Genomic DNA, 23,488 nt, shown 5'->3' on the forward strand with positions numbered 1-23,488 from the left:
CGCCGCAGGCTCGGGAAGGGGTGGGGTGGGGTGGGGTGGGGAAACCTCACCCCACCCCCAACGTGACCTCCGCGATCAGCGCCGACACCACGAACGACGCCGCGAACGACACCAGGCCGACGAGGACGATGCGCCAGCCGACGCGGCGCAGGGTGCCGAAGTCCTTGCCGAGGCCCAGGCCCGCGAGGACCAGGACCGGGGTCGTCAGGGCCAGGAACTCGACCGGCTTCAGGAGGGCCGAGACCTGGTCGCCGACCGGGGACCAGGGCGAGCTGAGCAGGATGCCGAGCGTCGTGACGCCGATGATCGGTGACAGCTTCGTGTACTTGCGCAGCGCGAGCGCCGCGAGCACCACGGCCGTCATCAGGACGTAGCCGGCGAGGATACGCCAGTCGAAGCCCTGGTTGAAGAGGACGGTCGACAGCAGCATGAGGACGACGACCAGAGGGAGCGCGAAGCGGAGCGAGGCCCTGGGGGTGCCCTCCTCGGGGGTCGCGGCCACCGGGGTCGCGGCCTCGGGGGGCGCGGCCTCGGGGGGCGCGGCCTCGGGGGCCGCGGGAGCCGTCGCCTCCGGCTGCCTCCGCCTGCGGGCGAGGAACCGGTAGAACCGTTCCGCCATCGGCAGCGCCACGTACATCCCGACGTACAGCCCGAGCAGGCTCGTGATCAGGTTGCTGACCGCCGCCAACGCCAGGATCTGGTCGGCCAGTTCGGGGTGCTGGGCCGCGATCGCCGCCGACGAGGCCGCCATCACCGAGCCGGAGCCGACGCCCGTACCCATCGCGAGGGCCAGCGGGTCGAAGACGCCCGTGCCCGCGAGGAACGAGGCGAGCAGGGTGACGTAGAGGCCGCCGACGATGGTGCCGAAGACGTACATCGACAGCACGCCGCGGTACTCGTCGGAGTCCGCGCCGTACCGCTCGGAGACGATGGCGAAGGAACCCTCGCGGTCGATGGAGAAGCAGGCGCCGACTGCGGGGCGGCCCATGCGGAGGAGGACCGCGAGCGGCAGCGAGAACACCACCGTGCCGAAGAGGTGGCCCAACTCCTGCAGCAGCAGGGCGGGTCCGGCGTCGGCGAGCACGGGCAGGTTCTCGCCGACGAGGAAGCTGAGCCGGACGCTGAGCAGCAGGATGCCGACCTGGACGGTCTGCGTGGCGAGCTGCTGCACCCGGACCGGCAGCGCCTTGACCTTCTGCACGCTGACGACCCCGCCGATGAGGATGCCCCAGACCAGCGGGTGCAGGGTGACCTCGCCGACGCCGAGGTCGAAGGTGTGCGGGCCGATCAGCTCGGCGACGGCGGTGAGGACGAGGGCGGTGAGGACGAGCGGGGCGTACGAGGCGAGGCGGTGCGTCGTCACGGTCGTGCTGCGGGGTGTGTGGGTCGAGGTGTTCGAGGTGTTCGTGGTCTTCGTGGTGTTCGGCGTGTTCGTGGTCTTCGAGGTGTTCGGCGGGTTCGTGCTCATCGCCGGCTCCGGTCCGTGGTGGGGGCGGTGCGGTCGCGCTGCTCGGCGAGGAGTTCGCGGCGCAGTGCCTCGTCCTGGGCGACGGAGACCGCTGTGAGGGCCATCGCGGTGGCGCCGTCGACGACAGTGGCGTCGGCCTCCGCGCTCACCGCGTCCCGGGCGAAGCCGTGGGTGTGCGGCGGGTTCTCGCTGCCGCGTACGGCGATCATGGGGTGGATGCTGGGCAGCAGCTGGGAGACGTTGCCCATGTCGGTGGAGCCGCCGCTGAGCGGAGAGCGGTCAGCGATGGGGCGGCCTACGCGGCCGAGGGCGGCGGCGTACCGGTCGGCGAGGCGGGCGTCCTGCCGCAGGGGCGCGTACTCGGGCTCGGTCTCTTCGAGTTCGAGGGTGCAGCCGGTGGCGAGGGCGCCCGCCTCGAAGCAGGCGAGGACGCGGGCGTGCAGTCCGCGCTGGGCGTCCAGGTCGAACTCGCGGACCTCGAAGTCGACGACGGTGCGCTCGGGAATGATGTTGGTGGCCCGGCCGCCCTCCCGTACGAACGCGGCGACGCGGGCCGTGGCGGGCAGCTGCTGCCGGAGCAGGCCGAGGGCGACCTGCGTGACGACGGCGGCGTCGGCGGCGTTGACGCCGAGCTGGGGCGCGGCGGCGGCGTGCGAGGCCTTGCCGGTGAAGGTGGCGGCCCAGCGGCTGACGCCCTGCGTGGCGGTGTCGGCGGGGTGGGTGTCGGCGTTGCCGGGGTGGACCATCATCGCGACGGTCAGGTCGTCGAAGAGGCCCGCGTCGATCATCAGGACCTTGCCGCCGCCGTGCTCCTCGGCGGGCGTGCCGAGGACCTTCACGGTGATGCCGAGCCGGTCGGCGACGGTGGCGAGGCCGAGGGCGGCGCCGAGGGCGGTGGTGGCGATGATGTTGTGGCCGCAGGCGTGGCCGACGTCGGGCAGCGCGTCGTACTCGGCGCAGATGCCTACGACCAGGTCGCCCGTCCCGTACGACGCCTTGAAGGCGGTGGGCAGGTCGGCGACGCCGCGTTCGACATCGAAACCGGCGCCGACGAGGGCGTCGGCAAGGGCGGCGGCGGCCCGGTGCTCCTCGAAGGAGAGCTCGGCGTAGCCGTGGATGTCGTGGCTGAGCCGGACGAGTCGGTCGCGGAGTCCGGCGATCTCGGCGACGACGGCTTCGCCGATGTCCGCGGTGGTCTCCTGGTCGGCCAGGGTCGTCATGTCGGGCCCCTCGGGTCGTGGCTCGTACGGTTGGTGCCGACCAGGGTGGGACGCGTGCCAGAACCACCCGTGAACATGCATGATTCCGTCATGGAACCGAGAGAATCACTGGATTCCTTCAAGCTCTCCGAGCTGGACCTGGAGATCGTGAACGCGCTGCAGATCAGTCCGCGCGCGTCCTGGGCTGCGGTGGGCCGCGCCCTGGACGTGGACGCGTCGACGGCGGCGCGCCGCTGGGCGCGGTTGCAAGGGCACGGCGCGGCTTGGGTGTCGTGCCAGCCGCTGTTCGTGCCGGATCCGGCGATGGCCCTGGTGGAGATCGTCAACGAGCCGGGGCGGAGCCTGGAGGTGGCCGAGGCGCTGGCCGGGGATCCGCAGGCGATGACGATCGACGTGTCGGCGGGCGCGCGCGACCTGCTGGTGACGGTGGTGTGCGACGACTCGGACCAGCTGTCCTGGTACCTCCTGGAGCGCCTGGCCCGGGTGCCGTACGTGCTGCGCGTGCAGAGCCACATCCTGGTGCGTACGTACACGGACGCGAGCCGTTGGCGGCTGCGGGCGCTGAGCCGGGGGCAGGAGCGGGCGCTGCTGTCCGGGCTTCCGAAGCCGCCGAAGGACGGCGGCGCCTATCTGCCGACGGCGGCCGACCGGGAGCTGGCGGCGGCGCTCTCGGTGGACGGCCGGGCCCCGCTGAGCGAGCTTGCGCGGGTGGGCGGCACCAGCGAGAGCACGACCCGGCGCCGCCTCAACCACCTCATCGGCAGCGGGAACGTACGGCTCCGCTGCGAGCTGGCCCGGGCGCTCACCGGCTGGTCGGTGTCGGAGTGGCTGTTCGCGCGGGTGCCGTCGGACCGCCTGGACGAGGCGGCGGCCACGTTGTCGACGGTCGGTGAGGTGCGGGCGATCCTGTCGGCGGCGGGCCCGTTCAACCTGCTGATCGCGGTGTGGCTGCGGACGATCAGCGACGGGCAGCGGCTTGAGACGTCGATCATGCGGAAGCTGCCGCACATCGACGTCGTGGATCGCAGCGTGGTGATCCGCCCGTACAAACTGGCGGGCCGCCGCCTGGACCGGCGCGGGTTCTCCACGGGGACGGTGCCGTTGGATCTGCAGCGGCGGCCGGAGATCTGAGGGCCCGCGGGGCCGGACCCTCAGACCGGTGCCTCACGCGGGCAGCCGCGGGGGCCGGACCCTCAGACCCGTGCCTCACGCGGGCCGCCCCGCGAGACCGGTGGCTCACGCGGGCAGCCGCCCCAGGATCCCCCCGAAGTCCGTCCCCGGCGACAGCGTCCCGAAGGCCAGCCCCTGGTCGCCGGCAAGCCGGGACGCGCAGAACGCGTCGGCGACGGCGGCGGGTGCGTTCCGTACGAGGAGGGAGCCCTGCAGGACGAGGGCCGCCCGTTCGATGACGCGGCGGGCCCGCAGCGGGGCGTCCTCGGTGCGGGTCAGCTGGTCCTGCAACTCCCGCCAGGCGGCGTCGAGCCGGGCGTCGGCGCCGAGCGCGGACTCGATCTCCGTACGGAACGCCTCCAGGGACTCCGGTTCGCGGGTCAGGGCGCGCAGCATGTCGAGCGCGTTGACGTTGCCGGAGCCCTCCCAGATGCCGTTGAGGGGGGCCTCGCGGTAGAGGCGCGGCATGCCGGAGGCCTCGTCGTAGCCGTTGCCGCCGAGGCATTCCAGGGTCTCGGCGACGATCGCGGGCTGCCGCTTGCACACCCAGTACTTGGATACGGCGGTGGCCAGGCGGAGGAACGCGCGCTCCTGGGCGTCGCCCCGCTGCGCCCGGTCGGCGGCCCCGGCGAGGCGCAGGCCGAGGGTGGTCGCGGCCTCCGACTCCAGGCCGAGGTCGGCGAGGACGTTCCGCATCAGCGGCTGGTCGATGAGCTTGGCGCCGAACACCGAGCGGTGCCGGGTGTGGTGGGCCGCCTGGGCCAGGGCCTCGCGGATGTGGCCCGCGGAGCCGAGCACGCAGTCGAGTCGGGTCATCGTGACCATCTCGATGATGGTGCGCACCCCCTTGCCCTCGGCGCCGACGAGCCAGGCCACCGTGTCGTCGAACTCCGGCTCGCTGGACGCGTTGGAGCGGTTGCCGAGCTTGTCCTTGAGCCGCTGGATGCGGAACGTGTTGCGGCTGCCGTCGGGCAGGACGCGCGGCACGAGGAAGCAGGAGAGGCCGCCGGGCGCCTGTGCGAGGACGAGGAACAGGTCGTTCATGGGGGCGCTGGTGAACCACTTGTGGCCGCGCAACCGCCAGGTCCCGTCGGCCTGTTCGGTGGCGGCGGTGGTGTTGGCGCGTACGTCGGTGCCGCCCTGCTTCTCCGTCATGCCCATCCCGGCGAGCAGCCCGCGCTTGCCGGCCGGGGTGCGCAGGCCCGGGTCGTAGACGGCGCTGGTGAGCAGCGGCTCGTACGTCTTGGCGAGGCCGGGGGCGTGGCGCAGGGCGGGGACGACGGCGTACGTCATGGAGACCGGGCACATGTGGCCCTGCTCCAGCATGGTGGCCACCATGAACGTCGCCGCGCGCGCGACATGCGCGCCGGGCCGCTGGTCCGCCCACGCCGAACCGGCCGCGCCCGCGCCGACGGTGGCGGACATGAGCGAGTGGTACGCGGGGTGGAAGTCGACCTCGTCGACGCGGTGGCCGTAGCGGTCGTGGGTGCGCAGTTCGGGCTCGAAGCGGTTGGCCTGGTCGGCCCAGGTGCGGGCCTCCTCGCTGCCGGCGTAGCGGCCGAAGCGGTGAAGGTCGTCCAGGTGCCAGGCTGCGCCCTCGCGGCGCACACCCTCGATGAGGACCGGGTCGTCGGCGGCGTCATGGCCGCTCAACGGCGGTGCCTGGTTGGTGACTTGGTGCGTTGCGGCGGTGGGGTGGCTGTGGGGGGTGGTGGGATTGCCGGTGTCGGGGGCGGTGGTGGGGTTGCCGGTGTCGGGGACGGTGGTGGGATTGCCGGTGTCGGGGGCGGTGGTGGGGTTGCCGGTGTCGGGGGCGGTGGTGGGGTCAGCGCTGGGGGCGGCGGTCGGGTCGCTGCTGGGGGCTGCTGTGGTCATGGGGGCTCCTCCGTAGGGGCGGGGCGGGGCGGCGGTCGCTGCGCGGGTCAGTCGCGTGGGGCGCCCACGCAGCGCAGCGCCGTCGTGGTCAGTACGGCGATGAGGTCCCCGACGGCGCTCTCCTCGGGCGCGCCGAGCGGGTCGACGAGGACCTCGCCGATGGCTCCGGTGAGCGCGGCCGCGCTGATCTCGGCGTTCTGCTCGGGCAACCGGCCCGTGGCCATGCCCTCGCGCACTGCTTCGGCCCACAGCGCGCGGTAGCGACGGCGGAACTCCAGGCGTTCGGCGCCGACCGCGGGTTCGGCCGGGGCGGCGAGCAGCGCGTACGCGAGGCCGCGGTTCTCCAGGGCGCGGCGGGCGAACACCTCGACGGCTCGGCTCAGCCGCTCGACGGGCTCGCCCGGCGCGTGCAGGACCTCGCCGATCACCTCCAGCTCACGCCCCGCCGCACGCCGGAACACCTCGACGGCGAGGGCCGCCTTGGACGGGAAGTGCTGGTAGACGGAGCCGGCGGCGATCCCGGCCGCGTCGGCGACCGCGGACACGGACGCCTGCGACCAGCCCACGTCGGCGACGACCTCGGTGGCACAGCTGACCAGCCGCTCGCGGGCGGCATCGAGGCGGGCGATCTCGGCAGGGGTCTTGCGGTAGGCCATGAAAGGAGTGAACCATCATTCAGAACTTCCCGCCAGAGCCGTCCACCGAGCCGTCCACGGAGCCGTCCCCCGCACCGCCGGCCGTTCCGCCAGAGCCGCTCGCACCGGCTCCCGCCCGTCAGGAGAACGTGATGCACCTCAGCACCCTGCTGGACAACGCCGTCCGCTCGGCAGGCGACCGAGAAGCCGTCGTCCACCGCACCCAGCGCTGGACCTACCGGGAGTTCGCCGACGCCGCCCGCCGCGCCGCGACCGTGCTGCGGGAGGCGGGCCTCCGACCGGGCGACCGGCTCGCGGTGATGACGTACAACACTCCGGCCTTCCTGTTCGCCGCGTTCGGCGCCTGGTACGCGGGGGCCACGCTCGTGCCGGTCAACCACAAGCTGCAGACCGCCGAGGTGGAGCACCAACTGCGGCACTGCGGGGCCGAGTTGGCGGTCGTGGACGCGGAGATCGCGGAGCGGGCGACGGCCGCGGACGTGCCGGTGCGCTGGCTGGTCAGCCACCCGGACGCGGGCGCGGCCGAGCGCCCGGCCGAGGCGTTCGAGTCCCTCGTCGCGGCCGCCGAACCCTGGCAGGGGGAACAGGGACCCGACGACGCCGTCGCGCAGATCCTCTACACCTCCGGCACCTCGGGCCGCCCCAAGGGCTGTGTGCACACGCACCGCGGCATCGCCCTGACCGCCACGTACACCGCGGCGGGCATCCCGCTCCACCGCGACGAGCGCTTCCTGATCTGCATGCCGATCTGGCACGCGTCCCCGCTCAACAACTGGGCGCTCGGCACCCTGCTGCTCGGCGCGACGGTGGTGCTGCAGCGCGAGTACGAGCCACGCGAGATGCTGGAGACCATCCAGCGCGAGCGGATCACCGCCCTGTTCGGCGCCCCGATCGCCCTCATCGCCCCGGTCCAGTCGGTCCCCGACTTCGCCGACTTCGACGTGTCCTCCGTACGCGCGTGGATCTACGGTGCGGGCCCCCTGGACGCGGACACCGCGCGCCGCCTGATGAAGGCCTACGGCTCGGACGACTTCCACCAGGTGTACGGGATGAGCGAGATGGGCCCGGTCGGCTCGTCCCTCTCCCCCGCCGAGCAGGTCGAGAAGGCCGGCTCGATCGGCCGCGGTGGCATCCCGGGGGTCGCGCTGCGAGTGGTACGGGCGGACGGGGCCGATGCGGGGGCCGGGCAGACCGGCGAGATCTGGCTGCGCGCGGACACCCGCATGACCGGCTACCTCGACGATCCGGCGGCGACGGCCGAGGTGTTCGCCGGGGACTGGTACCGCAGCGGTGACCTGGGGCGGGTCGACGAGGACGGCTTCGTGACCGTCGTCGACCGGATGAAGGACGTGATCATCACCGGCGGCGAGAACGTGGCGTCCCAGGAGGTGGAGGGCGCGCTGCGCGGCCACCCCGACGTGCTCGACGTCGCCGTCGTCGGCCGGCCGCACGCGCAGTGGGGCGAGACGGTGGTCGCCGTGGTCGTGCCGCGCGCGGGCGCCGAGCTCGGCCTCGCGGAGCTGCGCACCTGGCTGGAGCCCCGGCTCGCCCGCTACAAGCTCCCGCGTGAGCTGATCCTCCGCCCGGAACTGCCGCGCACGCCTTCGGGGAAGATCACCAAGCACGTGCTGCGGGACGAGCTGGCGGTGGGGTCGGACTCCTCGGGCTGACCGCGGCGAGAGGGCGGTCGCAACGCCATAGTCACCCGCCGAACTATGGTGTCCCACCACATGTGCCACTGACCTGCGTGTTCCTACCTTGTGCCAGCACGTACCAGCAGATACACGTCCCCCGCTCACCGCCAGGAAGTGGTGCACATGGCCTCCGCAGCAACCGCTCCACCAACGCCGTCCAACCTGAAGCGCATCGTCGCCGCGAGCCTCATCGGCACGACGATCGAGTGGTATGACTTCTTTCTGTACGGCTCGGCGGCCGCCCTGGTCTTCAACCAGCTGTTCTTCCCCGAGTCCGACCCCGTCGTCGGCACCCTCCTCTCCTTCCTCACGTACGCCGTGGGCTTCGCCGCCCGGCCGATCGGCGCGCTGGTCTTCGGCCACTACGGCGACCGGCTCGGCCGCAAGAAGCTGCTCGTCCTCAGCCTGCTGATGATGGGCGGCGCCACCTTCGCCATCGGACTGCTGCCCACGCACGCCACCATCGGGACCGCCGCACCGATCCTGCTGACCGTGCTGCGCCTGGTCCAGGGCTTCGCGCTCGGCGGCGAGTGGGGCGGCGCCGTGCTCCTCGTCTCCGAACACGGCGACGCCCGCCGCCGCGGGTTCTGGGCCTCCTGGCCCCAGACCGGTGCCCCCGCAGGGCAGTTGCTCGCCACCGGTGTCCTCTCCGCGCTCACCGCGCTCCTCTCCGAGTCGGCCTTCGTCTCCTGGGGCTGGCGCATCCCGTTCCTGCTCTCCGGCGTGCTCGTCATGGTCGGCCTGTGGATCCGGCTCTCCGTCGACGAGTCCCCCGTGTTCAAGGAGGCCCTGGCCCGCGCCGAGGCCAAGAAGGCCGCCGCCCGTGGCAAGGAGCAGGTCGAGAAGATGCCGCTGGTCGCCGTCATGCGCCACCACTGGCGCGACATCCTGATCGCCATGGGCTCCCGCATGGCGGAGAACATCAGCTACTACGTCGTCACCGCCTTCATCCTCGTGTACGCGACCACCTCCGCCGGTGTGTCCAAGCAGACCGCCCTCAACGCCGTGCTCCTCGCCTCCGCCGTGCACTTCGCGGTCATCCCCGCCTGGGGTGCCCTCTCCGACCGCATCGGGCGCAGGCCGGTGTACCTGTTCGGCGCGGCCGGCATCGGCGCCTGGATGTTCCCGTTCTTCTCCCTCATCGACTCCGGCACCTTCGGCAGCCTGCTCCTCGCGGTCACCGTCGGCCTGGTCCTGCACGGCGCGATGTACGCACCCCAGGCCGCCTTCTTCGCCGAGATGTTCGCGACCCGGATGCGGTACTCGGGGGCCTCCATCGGCGCCCAGTTCTCCTCCGTCGCCGCGGGCGCCCCGGCCCCGCTGATCGCGACCGCTCTCCTCGCGGACTTCGGCAGCTCCACCCCCATCGCCCTCTACGTGATCGCAGCGGCGCTGCTCACCCTGCTCGCCGTCGGCCTGGCCCGCGAGACCCGGCACCAGGACCTCAGCGAGGTCGACGCGACCTCCGGCGACGCGATCGACGAGCCGGCCACGCCGCCGGCCGACGCACGCACCGTCCGAGGCTGACGCACGCATCGTCCGGGTGGGCCGGGGGCCGCCGGAGGGGCTGCACGTCAGCCCCTCCGGCGAGCGCCATGGGCTACCGCCCCACCGCCGCCCCCAACCGGTGCAAGCGCAGAGCCAGTTGGATCTCCAGGGCCCGGGGCGGGCTCTGCCAGTCCTCCCCGAGCAGGCGGCCTATGCGCTCCAGGCGTTGCGCCACCGTGTTCACGTGCACATGGAGCGCGTCCTTCGTACGGGCCGGGCTCATGCCGGAGGCGAAGTAGGCGTCGAGGGTGCGGACGAGGTCCGTGCTGCGTCTTTCGTCGTACGCCACGACCTCGCCGATCGTGCGGCGCACGAAGCCGGGTATGTCCCGGCCGTCCGAGAGCAGCAGTCCCAGGAATCCGAAGTCCTCGGTGGCCGCTCCCTCGCCCGTGCGCCCGAGGAGCCGCAGCGCGTCCACGCAGCGTCGCGCCTCCGCGTACCCCACGGTGACCGACTCGGGGTCGGCCGCCGGGGTGCGCACCGCGCCGGAGGCACCCACGGTGACCGGTTCCCGCGCGGCGGCGCTCAGGCTCTGGGCCGCCTCCTGCGCCAACTCGGCCGCGGTGCACCGCTCTTCGACGGGGAGCAGCAGGACCGTACCGCCGTCGCGTTCGGCGGCCAGGCCGTGCCGGGTGGCGGCCAGGTGCGAGGCGGCGGCCCAGAGCCTGCCGCGGGCCGCGCCCTCGCGGTCGCCGGTCGTCGCGCCGGAGCCCAGGTGTGCGGCGAGGACCACGTGCGGGGAGTCCAGGTCGGCCTGCAGGCGTGCCGCCCGTTCGCGGAGCAGGCGTGGGTCGTGGTCCCGGCCGTCGAGGAGGTCGTCGAGGAGTTCTCCTCGGACGCGGCGCTCGGCTTCTCCGGCCGAGCGGCGGGCGAGGAGCAGCAGCGAGGTGACCATCGCGGCCCGCTCCAGGGTGCGTTGGTCGACCGGGTCGAGCGCGGGGTGGCCGCGCATGACGAGGGCGCCGAGGAGTTCGCCGCCGGCCGCGACCGCCGCGGTCCAGTCGTCGCCGTGCGGCACCGCGTGGCCGTCCGCGCGGGAGCGTTCCAGGGCCTGGGCGGGGGCGGCGGAGCTGTCGGTGAACTCGACCGTGCCGCCGAGGACTTCGGAGACGGCCGCCGCCACGTCCTGCACTCCGCCGCCGCGCAGCACCAGCTGGGCGAGGCGGTCGTGCACGTCGGACGCGCGCTCGATGACGCCGCTGTGGTCCCGGATGATGTCGCTCGCGTGCTCCAGGTCGGCGAGGGCCGTGCGGGTCTCGGCCAGCAGGTTCGCCGAGTCGATGGCGGCTGCGGCGAGCGCGGCGAAGGAGCGGACCAGCGCGATCTGCTCCCGCTCGAAGACCCGCGCCCGGCGGTCGGCGGCGAACAGCACTCCGATCACGTCCGTGCCGAGCAGCAGGGGCACTCCGAGGATCGCGACCAGGCCTTCGTCCTCCACCGCCGTGTCGATGGAACAGGTGTGGCGGAAGCGTTCGTCGCGGAAGTAGTCGTCGGTCACATAGGGCCGGGCCGTCTGCGCAACGAGGCCGCCGAGCCCCTCCCCCATGCCGAGCCGCACCTGCTGGAAGCGGGCCGAGACGGAGCCTTCAGTGACCCGCATATAGGTGTCGCCCGCGACCGGGTCGTTGAGGGAGAGATACGCGATGTCCGTGCCGAGCAGGGAGCGCGCCCGGTGCACGATCGCCTGCAGCACCTCGTCGAGATCGCGGAGCCCGGCCAGGTCGTGGGCGGTCTCGAACAGGGCCGATAGCTCGGCCTCGCGCCGTCTGCGGCCTTCCAGCTCGGCGCGCACCCGCAGCGCGAGGAGCTTGGCGTGTTCGAGCTCGGCGATCCGGCCGGCGGACGCGCCCTCGGCTCGGGCCGTCCGGACCGGCTGCTCGTACGCCTCGGCGTCGGCGTCCCGCGCGAGCAGCTTGAGGTAGGGGGCCTCCGCGCTGACGGCGGTCGGCGGGTGATCGATGGACATGAGAACAGCATGACCGACGCGGCCGACATCGCCGCCAGGCCTGTGGATAACTCCTTTCCGGCCCGTGTCACTGGGTCGTCGCGAGCGCGGGACCGCGGGCCCGGCCGGCCCCGGCCTCCGCGTCAGTGCGCCGTCCAGCCTCCGTCGACGACCATCGAGGTGCCGGTGATGAAGGAGGCCTGCGGGGCGCACAGGTACAGCACGGCCTCGGCGACCTCCTCCGGTTCGATCAGCCTCCGCACGGCGCTGTCGCGCAGCAGCACGTCCCTGAGCACCTGTTCCTCCGGGATGCCGTGCGCGGCGGCCTGGTCGGCGAGCTGCTTCTCCACCAGGGGCGTGCGGACGTACCCGGGGTTCACACAGTTCGATGTCACGCCGTACGGTGCGCCTTCGAGCGCCGCCGTTTTCGACAGTCCTTCCAGCCCGTGCTTGGCGGCGACATACGCGGATTTATACGGCGAAGCACGCAGCCCGTGCACCGACGAGATGTTGACTACACGCCCCCAGCCCTGCCCGTACATGTGCGGCAGCGCGCCCCGCAGGAGGCGGAACGGGGCCTCCAGCATCACGGTGAGGACGGTGTGGAAGACCTCGGGCGGGAACTCTTCGATGGGGCGCACCAGTTGGAGCCCGGCGTTGTTGACGAGGACGTCGCAGCCCGCGGCGGCGGACTCGGCGGCGTCGAGGTCGGTGAGGTCGAGCGGGTACGGCTCGATGGCACCGGCGCCGTCCACGCTCCCGTCGGCCAGTGCGCCGAGCCCGTCGGCGTCCCGGTCCACGGCCCTGACCCGCGCACCGGCGGCGGCCAGGCGGAGCGCGCAGGCGCGGCCGATGCCCGAGGCCGCCCCGGTGACCAGCGCGGTACGTCCGGCCAGGTCGAGGGAGACCGTACGGCGGGCCGGGTCCTCGGCGACGAAGGGGGTGCGGGTGCTGGGTGAGGCGCTCATGCAGGCACCCTAGGCAGCACATACGACCGCCCCCATGTGGTCAGAACCCACACTTCGAGGCGGAGAGCTGGGGCCACACCATGTGTGTGCGGCAAACGCCGCCGGGCCGGTGCGCGCCACGACGGACGCACACCGGCCCGGCCCGGCCACTCCGGCTACACGGAAGCCTTGACCGAAGCCCCCGCCTCGGCACGGCGCGGGCCGCGGTCGCCCAGTGCGCCGACGATGTCCTCGACGCGGTCCTTCGCGTCGCCGAAGAGCATCGAGGTGTTCTCGCGGAAGAACAGCGGGTTCTGAACGCCCGCGTACCCGGAGGCCATCGACCGCTTGAACACGATGACCTTGCCCGCGTTCCACACACTGAGCACCGGCATCCCGGCGATCGGGCTGCCCGGGTCCTCCGCCGCGGCCGGGTTGACCGTGTCGTTGGCCCCGATCACGAGGACGACATCCGTCTCGGCGAAGTCGTCGTTGATCTCGTCCATCTCCAGGACGATGTCGTACGGCACCTTCACCTCGGCGAGCAGCACGTTCATGTGGCCCGGCAGCCGGCCCGCCACGGGGTGGATGCCGAACCGCACGTCCACGCCCTTCGCCCGGAGCTTCGACGTCAATTCCGCAACGGGGAACTGCGCCTGCGCCACGGCCATGCCGTACCCGGGCGTGATGATCACCGACCGGGCCGAGGCGAGGAGTTCGGCGACGCCCTCGGCGGTGATCTCCGTGTGCTCGCCGTAGTCCACGTCCGAACCCGACGGCGCCTCGATGCCGAAGCCGCCCGCGATCACGGACAGGAACGAGCGGTTCATCGCCTTGCACATGATGTACGAGAGGTAGGCACCGGAGGAGCCGACCAGCGCACCGGTGACGATCAGCAGGTCGTTCTCCAGGAGGAAACCGGAGGCCGCAGCGGCCCAGCCCGAGTAGCTGTTGAGCATCGACACCACGACGGGCATGTCGCCGCCGCCGATCGAGGCGACCAGGTGCCAGCCGAGCGCAAGCGCCACGAGCGTCACGGCGATCAGCAGGCCAAGCGACGGCGTGATCACGAACCACACCGTCAGCGCGAGGAACAGCACGAGCGCACCGACGTTCAGGGCGTTCTTGCCGGGCAGCGTCAGCGGCTTGGAGTTGATCTTCGCGGCAAGCTTGAGGTTCGCCACGATGGAGCCGGTGAAGGTCACCGCGCCGATGAACACCCCGATGAACACCTCGGCATGGTGGATGCCGAGTGTGCCGAGCGCGTCCAGGGCCTTGGCCTCGGCGCCGCCCGGGTGGTTCTCGACGGCCAGGAAGCCGTTCCAGCCGACAAGGACGGCCGCCAGACCGACGAACGAGTGCAGCAGCGCGATGAGTTCGGGCATTCCTGTCATCTCGACGCGGCGGGCCCGCTGCAGGCCGATGGCGGCGCCGATCAGCATCGCGACGGCGAGGAGCCCGACGCCGGCGGCGCTGAGGTCACCGGCGGCGGCGAGCACGAGCGTCGCGACCAGGGCGACTCCCATGCCGAGCATGCCGAAGGCGTTGCCGAGCCGGGCCGACTCGTGCTTCGAAAGACCCGCAAGCGCCAGGATGAACAGCAGCGCGGCAATGAGGTAGGCCGCCTGGGCGGCGATGGTCGCAGACATCTCAACTCCTGCTGAACATGCCGAGCATGCGACGCGTCACCGCGAAGCCGCCGACGATGTTGATGGTGGCCAGAAGGATCGCCACGAACGACAGCACCATGACGGCCGTGCTGGTCGAGTGCCCGATCTGCAGCATCGCGCCGACCACGATGATCCCGGAGATCGCGTTGGTCACGGACATCAGTGGCGTGTGCAGCGCGTGGTGGACATGGCCGATCACGTAGTAGCCGATCACGATCGCGAGTACGAAAACGGTGACGCGGGGCAGCAGCGCCGGCGGTGCGAACGCGGCGGCGAGGAACAGCGCGAGCGCCCCGAAGGCCACCCCGCCGAACCGCTGCCTCGCCGTCATCGGCGCCTTCTCGGGCTGCTGCTGCGGCGCGGGCTGCGCCGAGGCCGCGGGCGCCGGGGCCGCCGAGACCTGCACCGGCGGGGCCGGCCACGCCAACTCGCCCTCGCGTACGACGGTGATGGAGCGCTGGACCGGGTCGTCCCAGTCGAGGACCAGCTGCGCGTCCTGGTCCGGCGTCATCAGCTTCAACAAGTTGACCAGGTTCGTGCCGTACAACTGCGAGGCCTGCGCGGGCAGCCGGCCCGCGAGGTCGGTGTACCCGATGATCGTCACGCCGTTCTCGGTGACGACCTTCTCGCCCTTCACGGTGCCCTCGACGTTGCCGCCGTTGGCCGCCGCCATGTCGACGATCACCGAGCCCGGCTTCATCCCGGCCACCATCTCCGCGGTGATCAGCTTCGGCGCGGGGCGGCCCGGGATCAGGGCGGTGGTGATGACGATGTCGACCTCGCGGCTCTGCGAGGCGTACAGCTCGACCTCGCGCGCCTTGTAGTCGTCGCCCATCTCCTTGGCGTAGCCGGTCGCCGAGACCTCCGCCTCCGGCGACTCGATCGACAGGTACTCGCCGCCCAACGACCGCACCTGCTCGGCCACCTCGGGCCGCGGGTCGGTCGCCCGTACGATCGCACCGAGCGAGCCGGAGGCACCGATCGCGGCGAGTCCGGCGACGCCCGCGCCCGCGACGAGGACCTTGGCGGGCGGCACCTTGCCCGCGGCGGTCACCTGGCCGGTGAAGAACCGCCCGAACTCGTGCGCGGCCTCGACCACGGCCCGGTAGCCGGCGATGTTCGCCATCGACGACAGCACGTCCATCGACTGCGCGCGGCTGATCCGCGGCACCGCGTCCATCGACAGCGCCGTGAACGGACGGCGCCCCAACGCCTCGACCATCTCCGGGTCGAAGGCCGGCGAGAACAGGGCGATCACCGTCGCCTCCGCCCGCACCCCGTCCAGCTGTGCGGGGCTCGGGGCGTTCACACCGAGGACGACGTCCGCGGCCGCCGCGTCGCCGATGGTCGCGCCCGCGGCCTCGTACGCGCTGTCAGCGAAGCTCGACGCGACGCCCGCGCCCGGGTCCACGACGACCTCGTACCCCAGCTTGCGGATCTGTTCGACGGTGACGGGTGTCGCCGACACCCGACTCTCGCCCGCCCGCGCCTCCTTGAGGACTCCGACGATCACCAGGGTTCTCCGTTCGCTGTGCTTGCCGTCATCGGCCTGCCTCCAACTCGACATAGAAGTGCGCATGGGTGGGCGCCCGGATCCGGGCATGGCGGCACGCCCGGCTTGACGGGCATGGCGGCACGCCCGCCGTTGATCGGGATCACGCGGCCCCACTTCACCCCGTGAGCAGCACTCCGAGGAAGACCTTTCCGATGAATGTCGTGAACACAACACCGGCCGGCTTTACGTGGGTGAAATCTGGTGACGATTGCGACACCTGATGACGTAGAGCGATATCCCGGCTATGTCCAGACGAAAGGCCCCGTATCGGTGCGCGCACGCCGCCCGGCCGGTCCTCCGGGTGCAGGGCCGGCTCTAATCCATGCCCGGGACCGTGACGAACATGCGCCTCCTGAGCATCGGACGAAGACGGGGAGGGCAGCCGACGCGCTGCCCCCGACGAGCAGGCGCGGGAGGAAGGAACCGCCGTGGGCGGCAAGGACCGGCTGCGGACGTACCGCGGCAGACGACATTTCGACACGACGAGTGAGCCGAGTGGCGAGCGCACCGCCCGGGAGCAGCACGCGCGGGCCTCGGGTGAGGAGCCCGTGTACAACGAGGAGCCCGTGTACGACGAGGAGCCCGTGTACGACGAGGAGCCCGTGTACGACGAGGAGCCTGCGTACGTGGTGCAGATCCATGACGCGCGGACGCTGCACTTCGATTTCCGGCTTGAGGTCGACGGCGTACTGAAGTCCTGGGCGGTCCCCAAGGGCCCCTCCACCGATCCGCGGGACAAGCGACTCGCGCTGCCCACCGAGGACCACCCGCTGGAGTACCGCGACTTCGAGGGCGTCATCCCGCAGGGCGAGTACGGCGGCGGAACCGTCATCGTCTGGGACCGCGGCACCTACAGGTCGACGAGCCACGACAGGCGCCACCGCCCGGTGCCGTTCGCCCAGGCCCTGGAAGGCGGGCACGTCACGTTCGAACTGCACGGCGGCAAGCTGCGCGGGCAGTACGCGCTCACCCGCTTCCACGGCCGCGAGGAAACGGCCGGGGGTGCCGCCTCCGCCCAGCCGGTGTGGCTCCTCGTACGGACCGGATCCGGGCGCAGTCCGGGCCGTGGCACCCCTGATCCGCGGCGTGCCCGTTCCGCACGCAGTGGCCGCACCCTGCGCCAGGTCGCCGAGGACCCCGACGCTCCGAAGTGGGCGCCGGACAAGCTCCAAGATGTGCGGGGCGCCGCTCCGGCCTAGGTTGGGAGCGTCAGCCTTTCCGAACAACGACGTCAGCCTTTCCGAACAAGGAGGAGCCATGGCCGACAAGGGCGGCATGGACAAGGCAAAGGGAAAAGCGAAGGAAGTGGCCGGTAAGGTCACGGGAAATCGCGAGCAGCAGGTCGAGGGCAAGGCGGAACAGGCCCGCGGCGAGGCGAAGAAGCTCCGCGGCAAGGCCCAGGAGCGCGCACGTGAGGCGCGCCGTTCCATGCCGGAGAAGCCCACCGACCCCATGTGATTCCGCCATGTGATTCCGCGGCAGGAGCCCGGCGCACCGCACCCCGCTGATCGATCACGGGGAAATGTGCGCCGGGCTTTTGCCGGTAGTGCCCGGTTTTTTACCAGTAGTGCCGACGCCCGGCCACCGCGTGCCCCAGCGAGCCGAGGAGCCACAGCACCGCGCCGATGACGACCAGAACCGCGCCGATGGTCGTGAGAATGGAAATTCCGGCGACCAGACCGATGGCCAGGAGAATCAGTCCGAGGACAATCATGTCTGCCTCCACTTCTCGCTCCAGTTCTCGCCCCGCTTCTTGCATTTCTTGCACAAGCGAAGTTCCCGGATTAACTGCTTTCATGCACTCACGGAGGCGCGGCAGGGCTTCGGTCCCGTAGAAGCCGTAGAAGCCGGAGAAGCCGTAGAAGCCGGAGAAGCCAGAGAGCCGGAGAAGCCAGAGAAGCCACGAGGAGAGCTGAGACGTGGACGGGGAGCTGAGGCGGTGAGGTCGTGAGTGGCAGGCGTGTCGTGCGGGCCGGGCGACGGTCGGTCGAGGTGAGGCGGGCCGGGAAGGAGCTGTTTCCGCAGGACGCGATCACGAAGGCCGACCTCGTCGCGCACTACCGTCGCGTGGCGCCGCGGATGCTGCCCGAACTGCGCGGCAGGCCACTGATGCTGGAGCGGATGCCGGACGGGATCGAGGATGAGGGCTTCTACCAGAAGGAAGCCTCCGACTACTTCCCCGAGTGGGTGCGGCGCGTCCGGGTGCCCAAGGAGGGCGGCGAAGTCACGCACGTGGTCTGCGACGACACCGCGACCCTGGTCTACCTCGCGAGCCAGGCGTGCATCACCCCGCACCGCTGGCTGAGCCGCGCGGACCGGCCCCGCTGCCCCGACCGCCTTGTCTTCGACCTCGACCCCCCGGACGACGACTTCGAACCGGTCCGCAGGGCGGCCCACCTCCTGCACGACGTACTGGAAGAGCTGGACATCCCCTCGGGCCTGATGACCACGGGCTCCCGCGGCCTGCACGTCCTCGTACCGCTGAACCGGCGGGACGACGCCGACGACGTGCTCGCCTTCGCCCGCGACACCGCGGAAGTGCTGGCAGCACGGCATCCGCAGGAGCTCACCACCCAGACCCGCAAGGCCGCCCGCCGCGGACGCCTGTACCTGGACGTCACCCGCAACGGCTACGCCCAGACCGCCGTCGCCCCCTTCGCCGTACGCGCCAGACCCGGCGCCCCGGTCGCCGTCCCGCTGGCCTGGGACGAGCTGGACGCCCCGGACCTCACCGCCCGGCGCTGGACCCTGACCGACCTCGGCGACCGTCTCGACGGCAACCCGTGGACAGGACTCGCACGTCGAGCCCGCTCAGTCCCGCCCATGGCCCGACGCCTGCGCAGACTCACGGAGCGGTGAGCGGTGAGCGGTGAGCGGTGAGCGGTGAGCGGTGAGCGGTGAGGGGTGAGGGGTGAACCTCGTCGACCATGAGGGCGAGGGCAAGGGCGATGTCAGTAGCCTCAAGTAGCCTTCCCGGCACTTGCCCACCACCCGGAAGGATCCAGCGAGTTGACCGGCATGGCCACGTTCCCCCTGCCCTTCACCACTGCCCACGCGATGCCGATGGCGCCGCCCAGGACCCGGCGGGAACTGGAGATGATCCAGTGCAGCGCCCACATACGCTCGAAGCCGGACTGGTTCGCCAAGATGCAGGACTCCGGCATCGTCGCCAACTGGACGCGGGAAGCCGCCGACCAGGGCATGACCGAGGCACAGATTCGCTACGTACTCGCCGAACTCGCGCACTACGCCGAGCTGCGCGACGCACGTACGGGCATCGAGGTGTCCGCCGTCGACGGCGTGTGGCAGTCGGACGCCCTGGTCGACGACGAGCTCAAGTCCCGGCTGCGTGCGGCGGTCCGGGTCCTGGAAGACGTCCCCGAAGCGGAGAAGGACTGGCACCCGGGATCCGACGGGCAGGTACTGGACCTGGTCCACCCCTCCCTGTTCTGCAACGTCCGCGAGGTGAGCGGCGGACCCGAGCACGCGTGGAAGAGCCCGGCGGACAAGCACTGGACGAAGTACCAGTTCTCGGAGAAGTTCCAGTGGCTGCCCACCGACGTCCAGGTCGGCGCCGACGGCGACGTCTGCTTCCTCTCGTACGTCAACAACGTCCACCCCGTGCACCACCGCGAACTCGCCGCTGTACTGCCGGACTTGCTCGGCCGCATGCTCCCGCTTCTCGAAAACGTCCTCACGGACCTGCGCCACCCACGGCCCCTGCGCATCGAGGCGGACCCGTTTTCCTGGTACGACGGCAGCGAACCGGTCGAGCCCGACAGCGACGACGAAGACGCGTACGCCGCCTATGAGGAAGCCATGGACGGCTGGTGGGAGAACCGCCGCCCGGTCGTCCCGGACGCCCCGGAGTTCATCGCTCCCCCGGCACCCGACGCGACCGCCCGGGCCGACCTGCGCGGCCGGCGCCTGCAGGTCATAGCGAAGCTCGCCACCATCCGGCTCACCCCGGACAAGCCCGAGTACGCCGGCGGCTCCTGGCACGTCGAGGGCATGCTGAACGAGCGGATCGTCTCGACCGCCATCCACTACTGGGACAGCGAGAACATCACCGACAGCCGGCTGAGCTTCCGCGCCGCGCTCGACGACCCGGATTACGAGCAGAGCGACGACGCCGGCGTGAGCGAGGTCTACGGCCTGGACGACGAGGACCCGCTGAACCAGGTCCTCGGTTCGGCGTCGACGCCGGAGGGCCGCTGCCTGGCGTTCCCGAACATCCTGCAGCACCGCGTCGGCTCGTTCCGCCTCGCCGACCCCACCCGGCCGGGACACCGCAAGATCCTCGCGTTCTTCCTGGTCGACCCGGATCAGCAGATCGTCTCGACCTCCGACATTCCGCCGCAGCAACCCTGGGCCGAGACCTCGACCATGACCCTGGAGCAGGCCAAGGGCCACCGCGAACAGCTCATGCACGAACGCAAGTTCTTCGTCGACGAACACAACGAGGAGCTCTACGAGCGAGAGTTCTCCCTCTGCGAACACTGAGTCGCAAGGTAAAAATTTTTGCCCTGTTTGCCCGTATATGGAGGGCGATAAGGGTAGAAAAGGACTTATCAAGGCGCGGAGCGAGTTGCCACGACGGCGTCGGGAGGCTTATAAGAAGAGCGTGAGTGAAGTAATTCCGGGAATTCCGGTGACGACCTCCCCCGGAGGTTCCCCATGTTTCTGACTCCGTCCGACACGGAAAAGCTGCTTTTGAATGTCGCCGGGATGGTGGCTCGTGACCGGCGGGCGCGCGGCGTGCGACTCAATTACCCGGAGGCCGTCGCGCTGCTCGCCTGCTGGGCGCTGGAACGGGCCCGCGAGGGTGCCCGCGTCAGCGACCTGATGGCCGAGGGGCGACAGGTCCTCACCCGTGCTGACGTGCTCGAAGGCATCCCGGAGATGCTGCATGACGTCCAGGTCGAGGCGACCTTCCCCGATGGGCGCAAGCTCGTCACGATCACCTCGCCGATCCCGTGATCCCCGGTGAGATCCGGACCGGGTCCGGCGTACTCAAAATAAATGACACCCGCACTCAACTTCATGTGACCGTGGTGAACGAGGGCGACCGCCCCATTCAGATCGGTTCCCATCTGCATTTCCCCGACGCAAATCCCGCACTTTCCTTCGACCGATCCCTTGCCGAAGGTTTCCGGCTCGATATTCCCTCCGGAACGTCCCTGCGTTTTGAACCCGGAGTCGGTGCCGAGGTCAGCCTCGTCGAACTGGGCGGCCGTCGGGCGGTGCCCGGCATCGTCGTGCCCGGCACCCGGACCGCACGAACGGACAACAGGTGACATGGCACAACTGACCCGAGCCGGCTACGCCTCGCTCTACGGACCCACCACCGGCGACCGCGTCCGCCTCGCCGACACCGGCCTCTGGATCGAGGTCGAGGAAGACCGCTGCTTCGGCGGCGACGAGGCCGTGTTCGGCGGCGGCAAGTCCCTCCGCGAATCCATGGGCCAGGCCACCACCTCGCGCGCCGGCGGCGCCCTCGACCTCGTCATCACCAATGTCGTCGTCCTCGACCACTGGGGCGTCGTCAAGACGGACGTCGGCGTCCGGGCGGGCCGGATCGTGGCCCTCGGCCGCTCCGGCAACCCCGACATCAGCGACGGCGTCCACCCTGACCTGGTGATCGGCCCCGGCACCGACGTGGTCTCCGGCGAGGGCCGCATCCTCACCGCAGGAGCCGTCGACACCCACGTCCACTTCCTGATGCCCGAGACCCTGCACGAGGCGCTCGCCACCGGCACCACTACCGTCATCGGCGGCGGCACCGGCGCCACCGAGGGATCGAAGGCCACCACGGTCACCCCAGGCGCCTGGAACCTCGCGATGATGCACCGCTCCCTGGACCGCGTACCGCTCAACATCATGCTGTTCGCCAAGGGTTCGACCGTCGGCGAGGAGGCCCTGCGCGAAGCGGCGCTCGGCGGCGCCGGAGGCTACAAGGTCCACGAGGACTGGGGCGCCACCCCCGCCGCCATCGACGCCGCACTGAAGGCGGCCGACGCCCACGGTCTGCAGGTCGCCCTGCACGCCGACAGCCTCAACGAGGTCGGCTACGTCGAAGGAACCCTCGACGCCATCGCCGGACGCGGCATCCACGTGTTCCACGCGGAAGGCGCCGGAGGAGGCCACGCGCCCGACATCATCACCGTCGCCTCCCACCCCAACATCCTCCCGGCGTCCACCAATCCGACCCTCCCGCACACCGTGAACACCGTCGCCGAGCACCTGGACATGCTGATGGTGTGCCACCACCTCAACCCGCGCGTCCCCGAGGACCTCGCCTTCGCGGAGTCCCGCATCCGCGCCACCACCATCGCCGCCGAAGACGTCCTGCACGACATCGGAGCCCTGTCCATCACCTCCTCCGACGCCCAGGCCATGGGACGCATCGGTGAGGTCATCTGCCGCACCTGGCAGGTCGCCCACACCATGAAGCAGCGCTTCGGCGACCGCCACAGCGACCTGCCCGCCGACAAGGCCCTGCCCGCCGACAACGAGCGCGCCCGCCGCTACGTCGCCAAGTACACGATCTGCCCCGCCGTCGCCCACGGCATCGACCACGTCGTCGGCTCCGTCGAACCCGGCAAACTCGCCGACCTCGTGCTGTGGGACCCGGCCTTCTTCGGCATCCGCCCCGCAGCCGTACTCAAGGGCGGCATGGTGGTGTACGCGCCCCTCGGCGACGCCAACGCCGCCATCCCCACCACCCAGCCCGTGCTGCTCCGCCCCACCGCCGCGGCCGGCGCCGCCCCGCACCTCTCGGTCAGCTTCGTCGCCCCGGCGGCCCTGGAGCACGGCCTCGCCGAACAGCTGTGCCTGGAACGGGAGTTGGTCGCGGTGCGGCCCACCCGCCACCTCACCAAGGCCGACCTGCCGAACAACACGGCGCTCCCCGACATCGATGTCGACCCGGAGACCTTCGCCATCCGGATCGACGGAGAGCTCGTCGAGCCCGCCCCGGCCGCCGAACTGCCGCTCGCCCAGCGGTACTCCCTGTTCTGATGCCGGGCCTGGCACCCCTCCTGCTCGGCGACGGCCGGCTCCCGGTCGGCGCGTACACCTACAGCGCCGGACTCGAACCGGCCGTCGCGGCAGGGCTCACCCGCGACCGTATTCCCGCACTGCTGCGGGCACGGCTGCGCACCGCGGCCGTCACCGAGGCGGCCGCAGCCGTCCTCGCCCTGCGGGCCGCCGGACAGGACCTGGTGGACTACGGTCCCGTACAACGGGCCCTGGCCGCCCGCACTCCCGCAGCGCCCCTGCGCGAGGCGTCGGCGGCACTCGGCCGCGGAGTGCACCGCCTCGCTCGCCGGCTGGCCCCGGACCGTCCGGCGGTCACCGCCCTGTCCGCGGTCCGGCCCCGCCCCCTGCGGCCGGTGACGCTCGGCGCCCTCGGAGCCGTCCTGAACGTGTCCGAGGAAGACCTGGCGCACGCGGTCGTCTACGACGAACTGCAGACCATCACCTCGGCGGCGCTCAAGCTGCTGCCCGGCGACCCCCTCGACACGGTCGCCTGGGTCCTCGCCGCCGAGCCGGACGCCACGGCCGCGGCGCACGAGGCCCTCGCCGTACGGACCCCGGCCGAACTGCCCGCCCGTACAGCCCCGCTCACCGAAGAGTGGGCGCTCCAGCACGCACGACGAGAACGGAGACTCTTCCTTGCCTGACCAGCAGCAGCCCACCCAGCAGCCACCCACCCAGCAGCAGCCCAACCAGCAGCAG

The 23,488-nt window shown here is 71.4% G+C and carries 19 protein-coding genes and 1 pseudogene; 11 read left to right on the forward strand and 9 right to left on the reverse strand.

Annotation, left to right across the window (positions count from 1 at the left end):
* Window positions 1–46: 46 nt before the first annotated feature.
* Window positions 47–1,468 (reverse strand): DUF3100 domain-containing protein, encoded by a 1,422-nt coding sequence (locus QIS99_RS22740; protein WP_282515447.1) that lies wholly within the window; start codon window positions 1,466–1,468, stop codon window positions 47–49.
* Window positions 1,465–2,688, reverse strand: a complete 1,224-nt coding sequence (locus tag QIS99_RS22745; RefSeq protein ID WP_282515448.1) for a M20 family metallopeptidase — start codon at window positions 2,686–2,688, stop codon at window positions 1,465–1,467. Before QIS99_RS22745 ends, QIS99_RS22740 begins: the two co-directional genes overlap by 4 nt.
* Before the next feature lie 90 nt (window positions 2,689–2,778).
* On the opposite strand from QIS99_RS22745, the gene QIS99_RS22750 reads away from it, so the two are divergent.
* The gene (locus tag QIS99_RS22750) at window positions 2,779–3,819 is read left to right on the forward strand and encodes an Lrp/AsnC family transcriptional regulator (RefSeq protein ID WP_282515449.1); all 1,041 of its coding nucleotides are present in this window, start codon (window positions 2,779–2,781) and stop codon (window positions 3,817–3,819) included.
* Window positions 3,820–3,924: 105 nt separating this feature from the next.
* Here QIS99_RS22750 and QIS99_RS22755 read toward each other — a convergent pair whose 3' ends face one another.
* Together QIS99_RS22755 and QIS99_RS22760 are read right to left on the reverse strand one after the other, a co-directional pair.
* The gene (locus QIS99_RS22755; protein WP_282515450.1) at window positions 3,925–5,733 is read right to left on the reverse strand and encodes an acyl-CoA dehydrogenase family protein; all 1,809 of its coding nucleotides are present in this window, start codon (window positions 5,731–5,733) and stop codon (window positions 3,925–3,927) included.
* Window positions 5,734–5,780: 47 nt separating this feature from the next.
* Complete coding sequence (locus QIS99_RS22760) at window positions 5,781–6,389, reverse strand: TetR/AcrR family transcriptional regulator (RefSeq protein WP_282515451.1); 609 nt, start codon at window positions 6,387–6,389, stop codon at window positions 5,781–5,783.
* Window positions 6,390–6,520: 131 nt separating this feature from the next.
* Here QIS99_RS22760 and QIS99_RS22765 point away from each other — a divergent pair, with 131 nt between their 5' ends.
* The gene (locus QIS99_RS22765; protein ID WP_282515452.1) at window positions 6,521–8,059 is read left to right on the forward strand and encodes a class I adenylate-forming enzyme family protein; all 1,539 of its coding nucleotides are present in this window, start codon (window positions 6,521–6,523) and stop codon (window positions 8,057–8,059) included.
* Between the two features lie 147 nt (window positions 8,060–8,206).
* Window positions 8,207–9,610: an MFS transporter gene (locus QIS99_RS22770; RefSeq protein ID WP_282515453.1), complete on the forward strand. Its 1,404-nt coding sequence runs from the start codon at window positions 8,207–8,209 to the stop codon at window positions 9,608–9,610.
* 73 nt (window positions 9,611–9,683) lie between these two features.
* On the opposite strand, the gene QIS99_RS22775 is transcribed toward QIS99_RS22770, so the two are convergent.
* The 4 genes from QIS99_RS22775 to QIS99_RS22790 all read right to left on the reverse strand — a co-directional run bounded on the left by QIS99_RS22775 (window position 9,684) and on the right by QIS99_RS22790 (window position 15,760).
* Window positions 9,684–11,597: a helix-turn-helix domain-containing protein gene (locus QIS99_RS22775; protein WP_282515454.1), complete on the reverse strand. Its 1,914-nt coding sequence runs from the start codon at window positions 11,595–11,597 to the stop codon at window positions 9,684–9,686.
* Between the two features lie 122 nt (window positions 11,598–11,719).
* Window positions 11,720–12,544 (reverse strand): 3-hydroxybutyrate dehydrogenase, encoded by an 825-nt coding sequence (locus QIS99_RS22780; protein WP_282515455.1) that lies wholly within the window; start codon window positions 12,542–12,544, stop codon window positions 11,720–11,722.
* A gap of 155 nt (window positions 12,545–12,699) precedes the next feature.
* Entirely contained in the window at window positions 12,700–14,172 is a 1,473-nt protein-coding gene (gene pntB / locus QIS99_RS22785; protein ID WP_282515456.1) for a Re/Si-specific NAD(P)(+) transhydrogenase subunit beta, read from the reverse strand.
* Between the two features lies 1 nt (window position 14,173).
* Window positions 14,174–15,760: a Re/Si-specific NAD(P)(+) transhydrogenase subunit alpha gene (locus QIS99_RS22790; protein ID WP_282515508.1), complete on the reverse strand. Its 1,587-nt coding sequence runs from the start codon at window positions 15,758–15,760 to the stop codon at window positions 14,174–14,176.
* A gap of 416 nt (window positions 15,761–16,176) precedes the next feature.
* On the opposite strand from QIS99_RS22790, the gene QIS99_RS22795 reads away from it, so the two are divergent.
* Window positions 16,177–16,947 (forward strand): DNA polymerase ligase N-terminal domain-containing protein, encoded by a 771-nt coding sequence (locus tag QIS99_RS22795; protein WP_282515457.1) that lies wholly within the window; start codon window positions 16,177–16,179, stop codon window positions 16,945–16,947.
* Window positions 16,948–17,005: 58 nt separating this feature from the next.
* Window positions 17,006–17,206 (forward strand): CsbD family protein, encoded by a 201-nt coding sequence (locus QIS99_RS22800; RefSeq protein WP_282515458.1) that lies wholly within the window; start codon window positions 17,006–17,008, stop codon window positions 17,204–17,206.
* 100 nt (window positions 17,207–17,306) lie between these two features.
* Here the strand turns inward: QIS99_RS22800 and QIS99_RS22805 are convergent, their stop codons facing one another.
* Window positions 17,307–17,462, reverse strand: coding sequence for a DUF6131 family protein (locus tag QIS99_RS22805; RefSeq protein ID WP_282515459.1), 156 nt, complete (start codon window positions 17,460–17,462; stop codon window positions 17,307–17,309).
* A 233-nt stretch (window positions 17,463–17,695) separates the two neighbouring features.
* On the opposite strand from QIS99_RS22805, the gene ligD reads away from it, so the two are divergent.
* The 6 genes and pseudogenes from ligD (at window position 17,696) to QIS99_RS22835 (ending at window position 23,433) form a co-directional block, all read left to right on the forward strand.
* Complete coding sequence (ligD, locus tag QIS99_RS22810) at window positions 17,696–18,607, forward strand: non-homologous end-joining DNA ligase (protein WP_282515460.1); 912 nt, start codon at window positions 17,696–17,698, stop codon at window positions 18,605–18,607.
* Between the two features lie 141 nt (window positions 18,608–18,748).
* Window positions 18,749–20,251: pseudogene (locus tag QIS99_RS22815) on the forward strand (DUF4246 domain-containing protein); the annotation flags it as partial.
* 174 nt (window positions 20,252–20,425) lie between these two features.
* Window positions 20,426–20,728 carry an urease subunit gamma gene (locus QIS99_RS22820; RefSeq protein ID WP_282515462.1) on the forward strand — a complete coding sequence of 101 codons (303 nt, stop codon included), beginning with the start codon at window positions 20,426–20,428 and terminating at the stop codon, window positions 20,726–20,728.
* The gene (gene ureB / locus QIS99_RS22825) at window positions 20,725–21,045 is read left to right on the forward strand and encodes an urease subunit beta (protein WP_282515463.1); all 321 of its coding nucleotides are present in this window, start codon (window positions 20,725–20,727) and stop codon (window positions 21,043–21,045) included. The genes QIS99_RS22820 and ureB overlap by 4 nt, the downstream gene beginning before the upstream one ends.
* A gap of 1 nt (window position 21,046) precedes the next feature.
* Window positions 21,047–22,768, forward strand: a complete 1,722-nt coding sequence (locus QIS99_RS22830; RefSeq protein WP_282515464.1) for an urease subunit alpha — start codon at window positions 21,047–21,049, stop codon at window positions 22,766–22,768.
* A complete protein-coding gene (locus QIS99_RS22835) occupies window positions 22,768–23,433 on the forward strand; it encodes an urease accessory protein UreF (RefSeq protein ID WP_282515465.1) in 666 nt (221 codons plus the stop codon). The genes QIS99_RS22830 and QIS99_RS22835 overlap by 1 nt, the downstream gene beginning before the upstream one ends.
* Window positions 23,434–23,488 lie beyond the last annotated feature (55 nt).

It is taken from the genome of Streptomyces solicavernae (assembly GCF_029968095.1).
In the GTDB taxonomy this organism is placed as follows: domain Bacteria; phylum Actinomycetota; class Actinomycetes; order Streptomycetales; family Streptomycetaceae; genus Streptomyces; species Streptomyces solicavernae.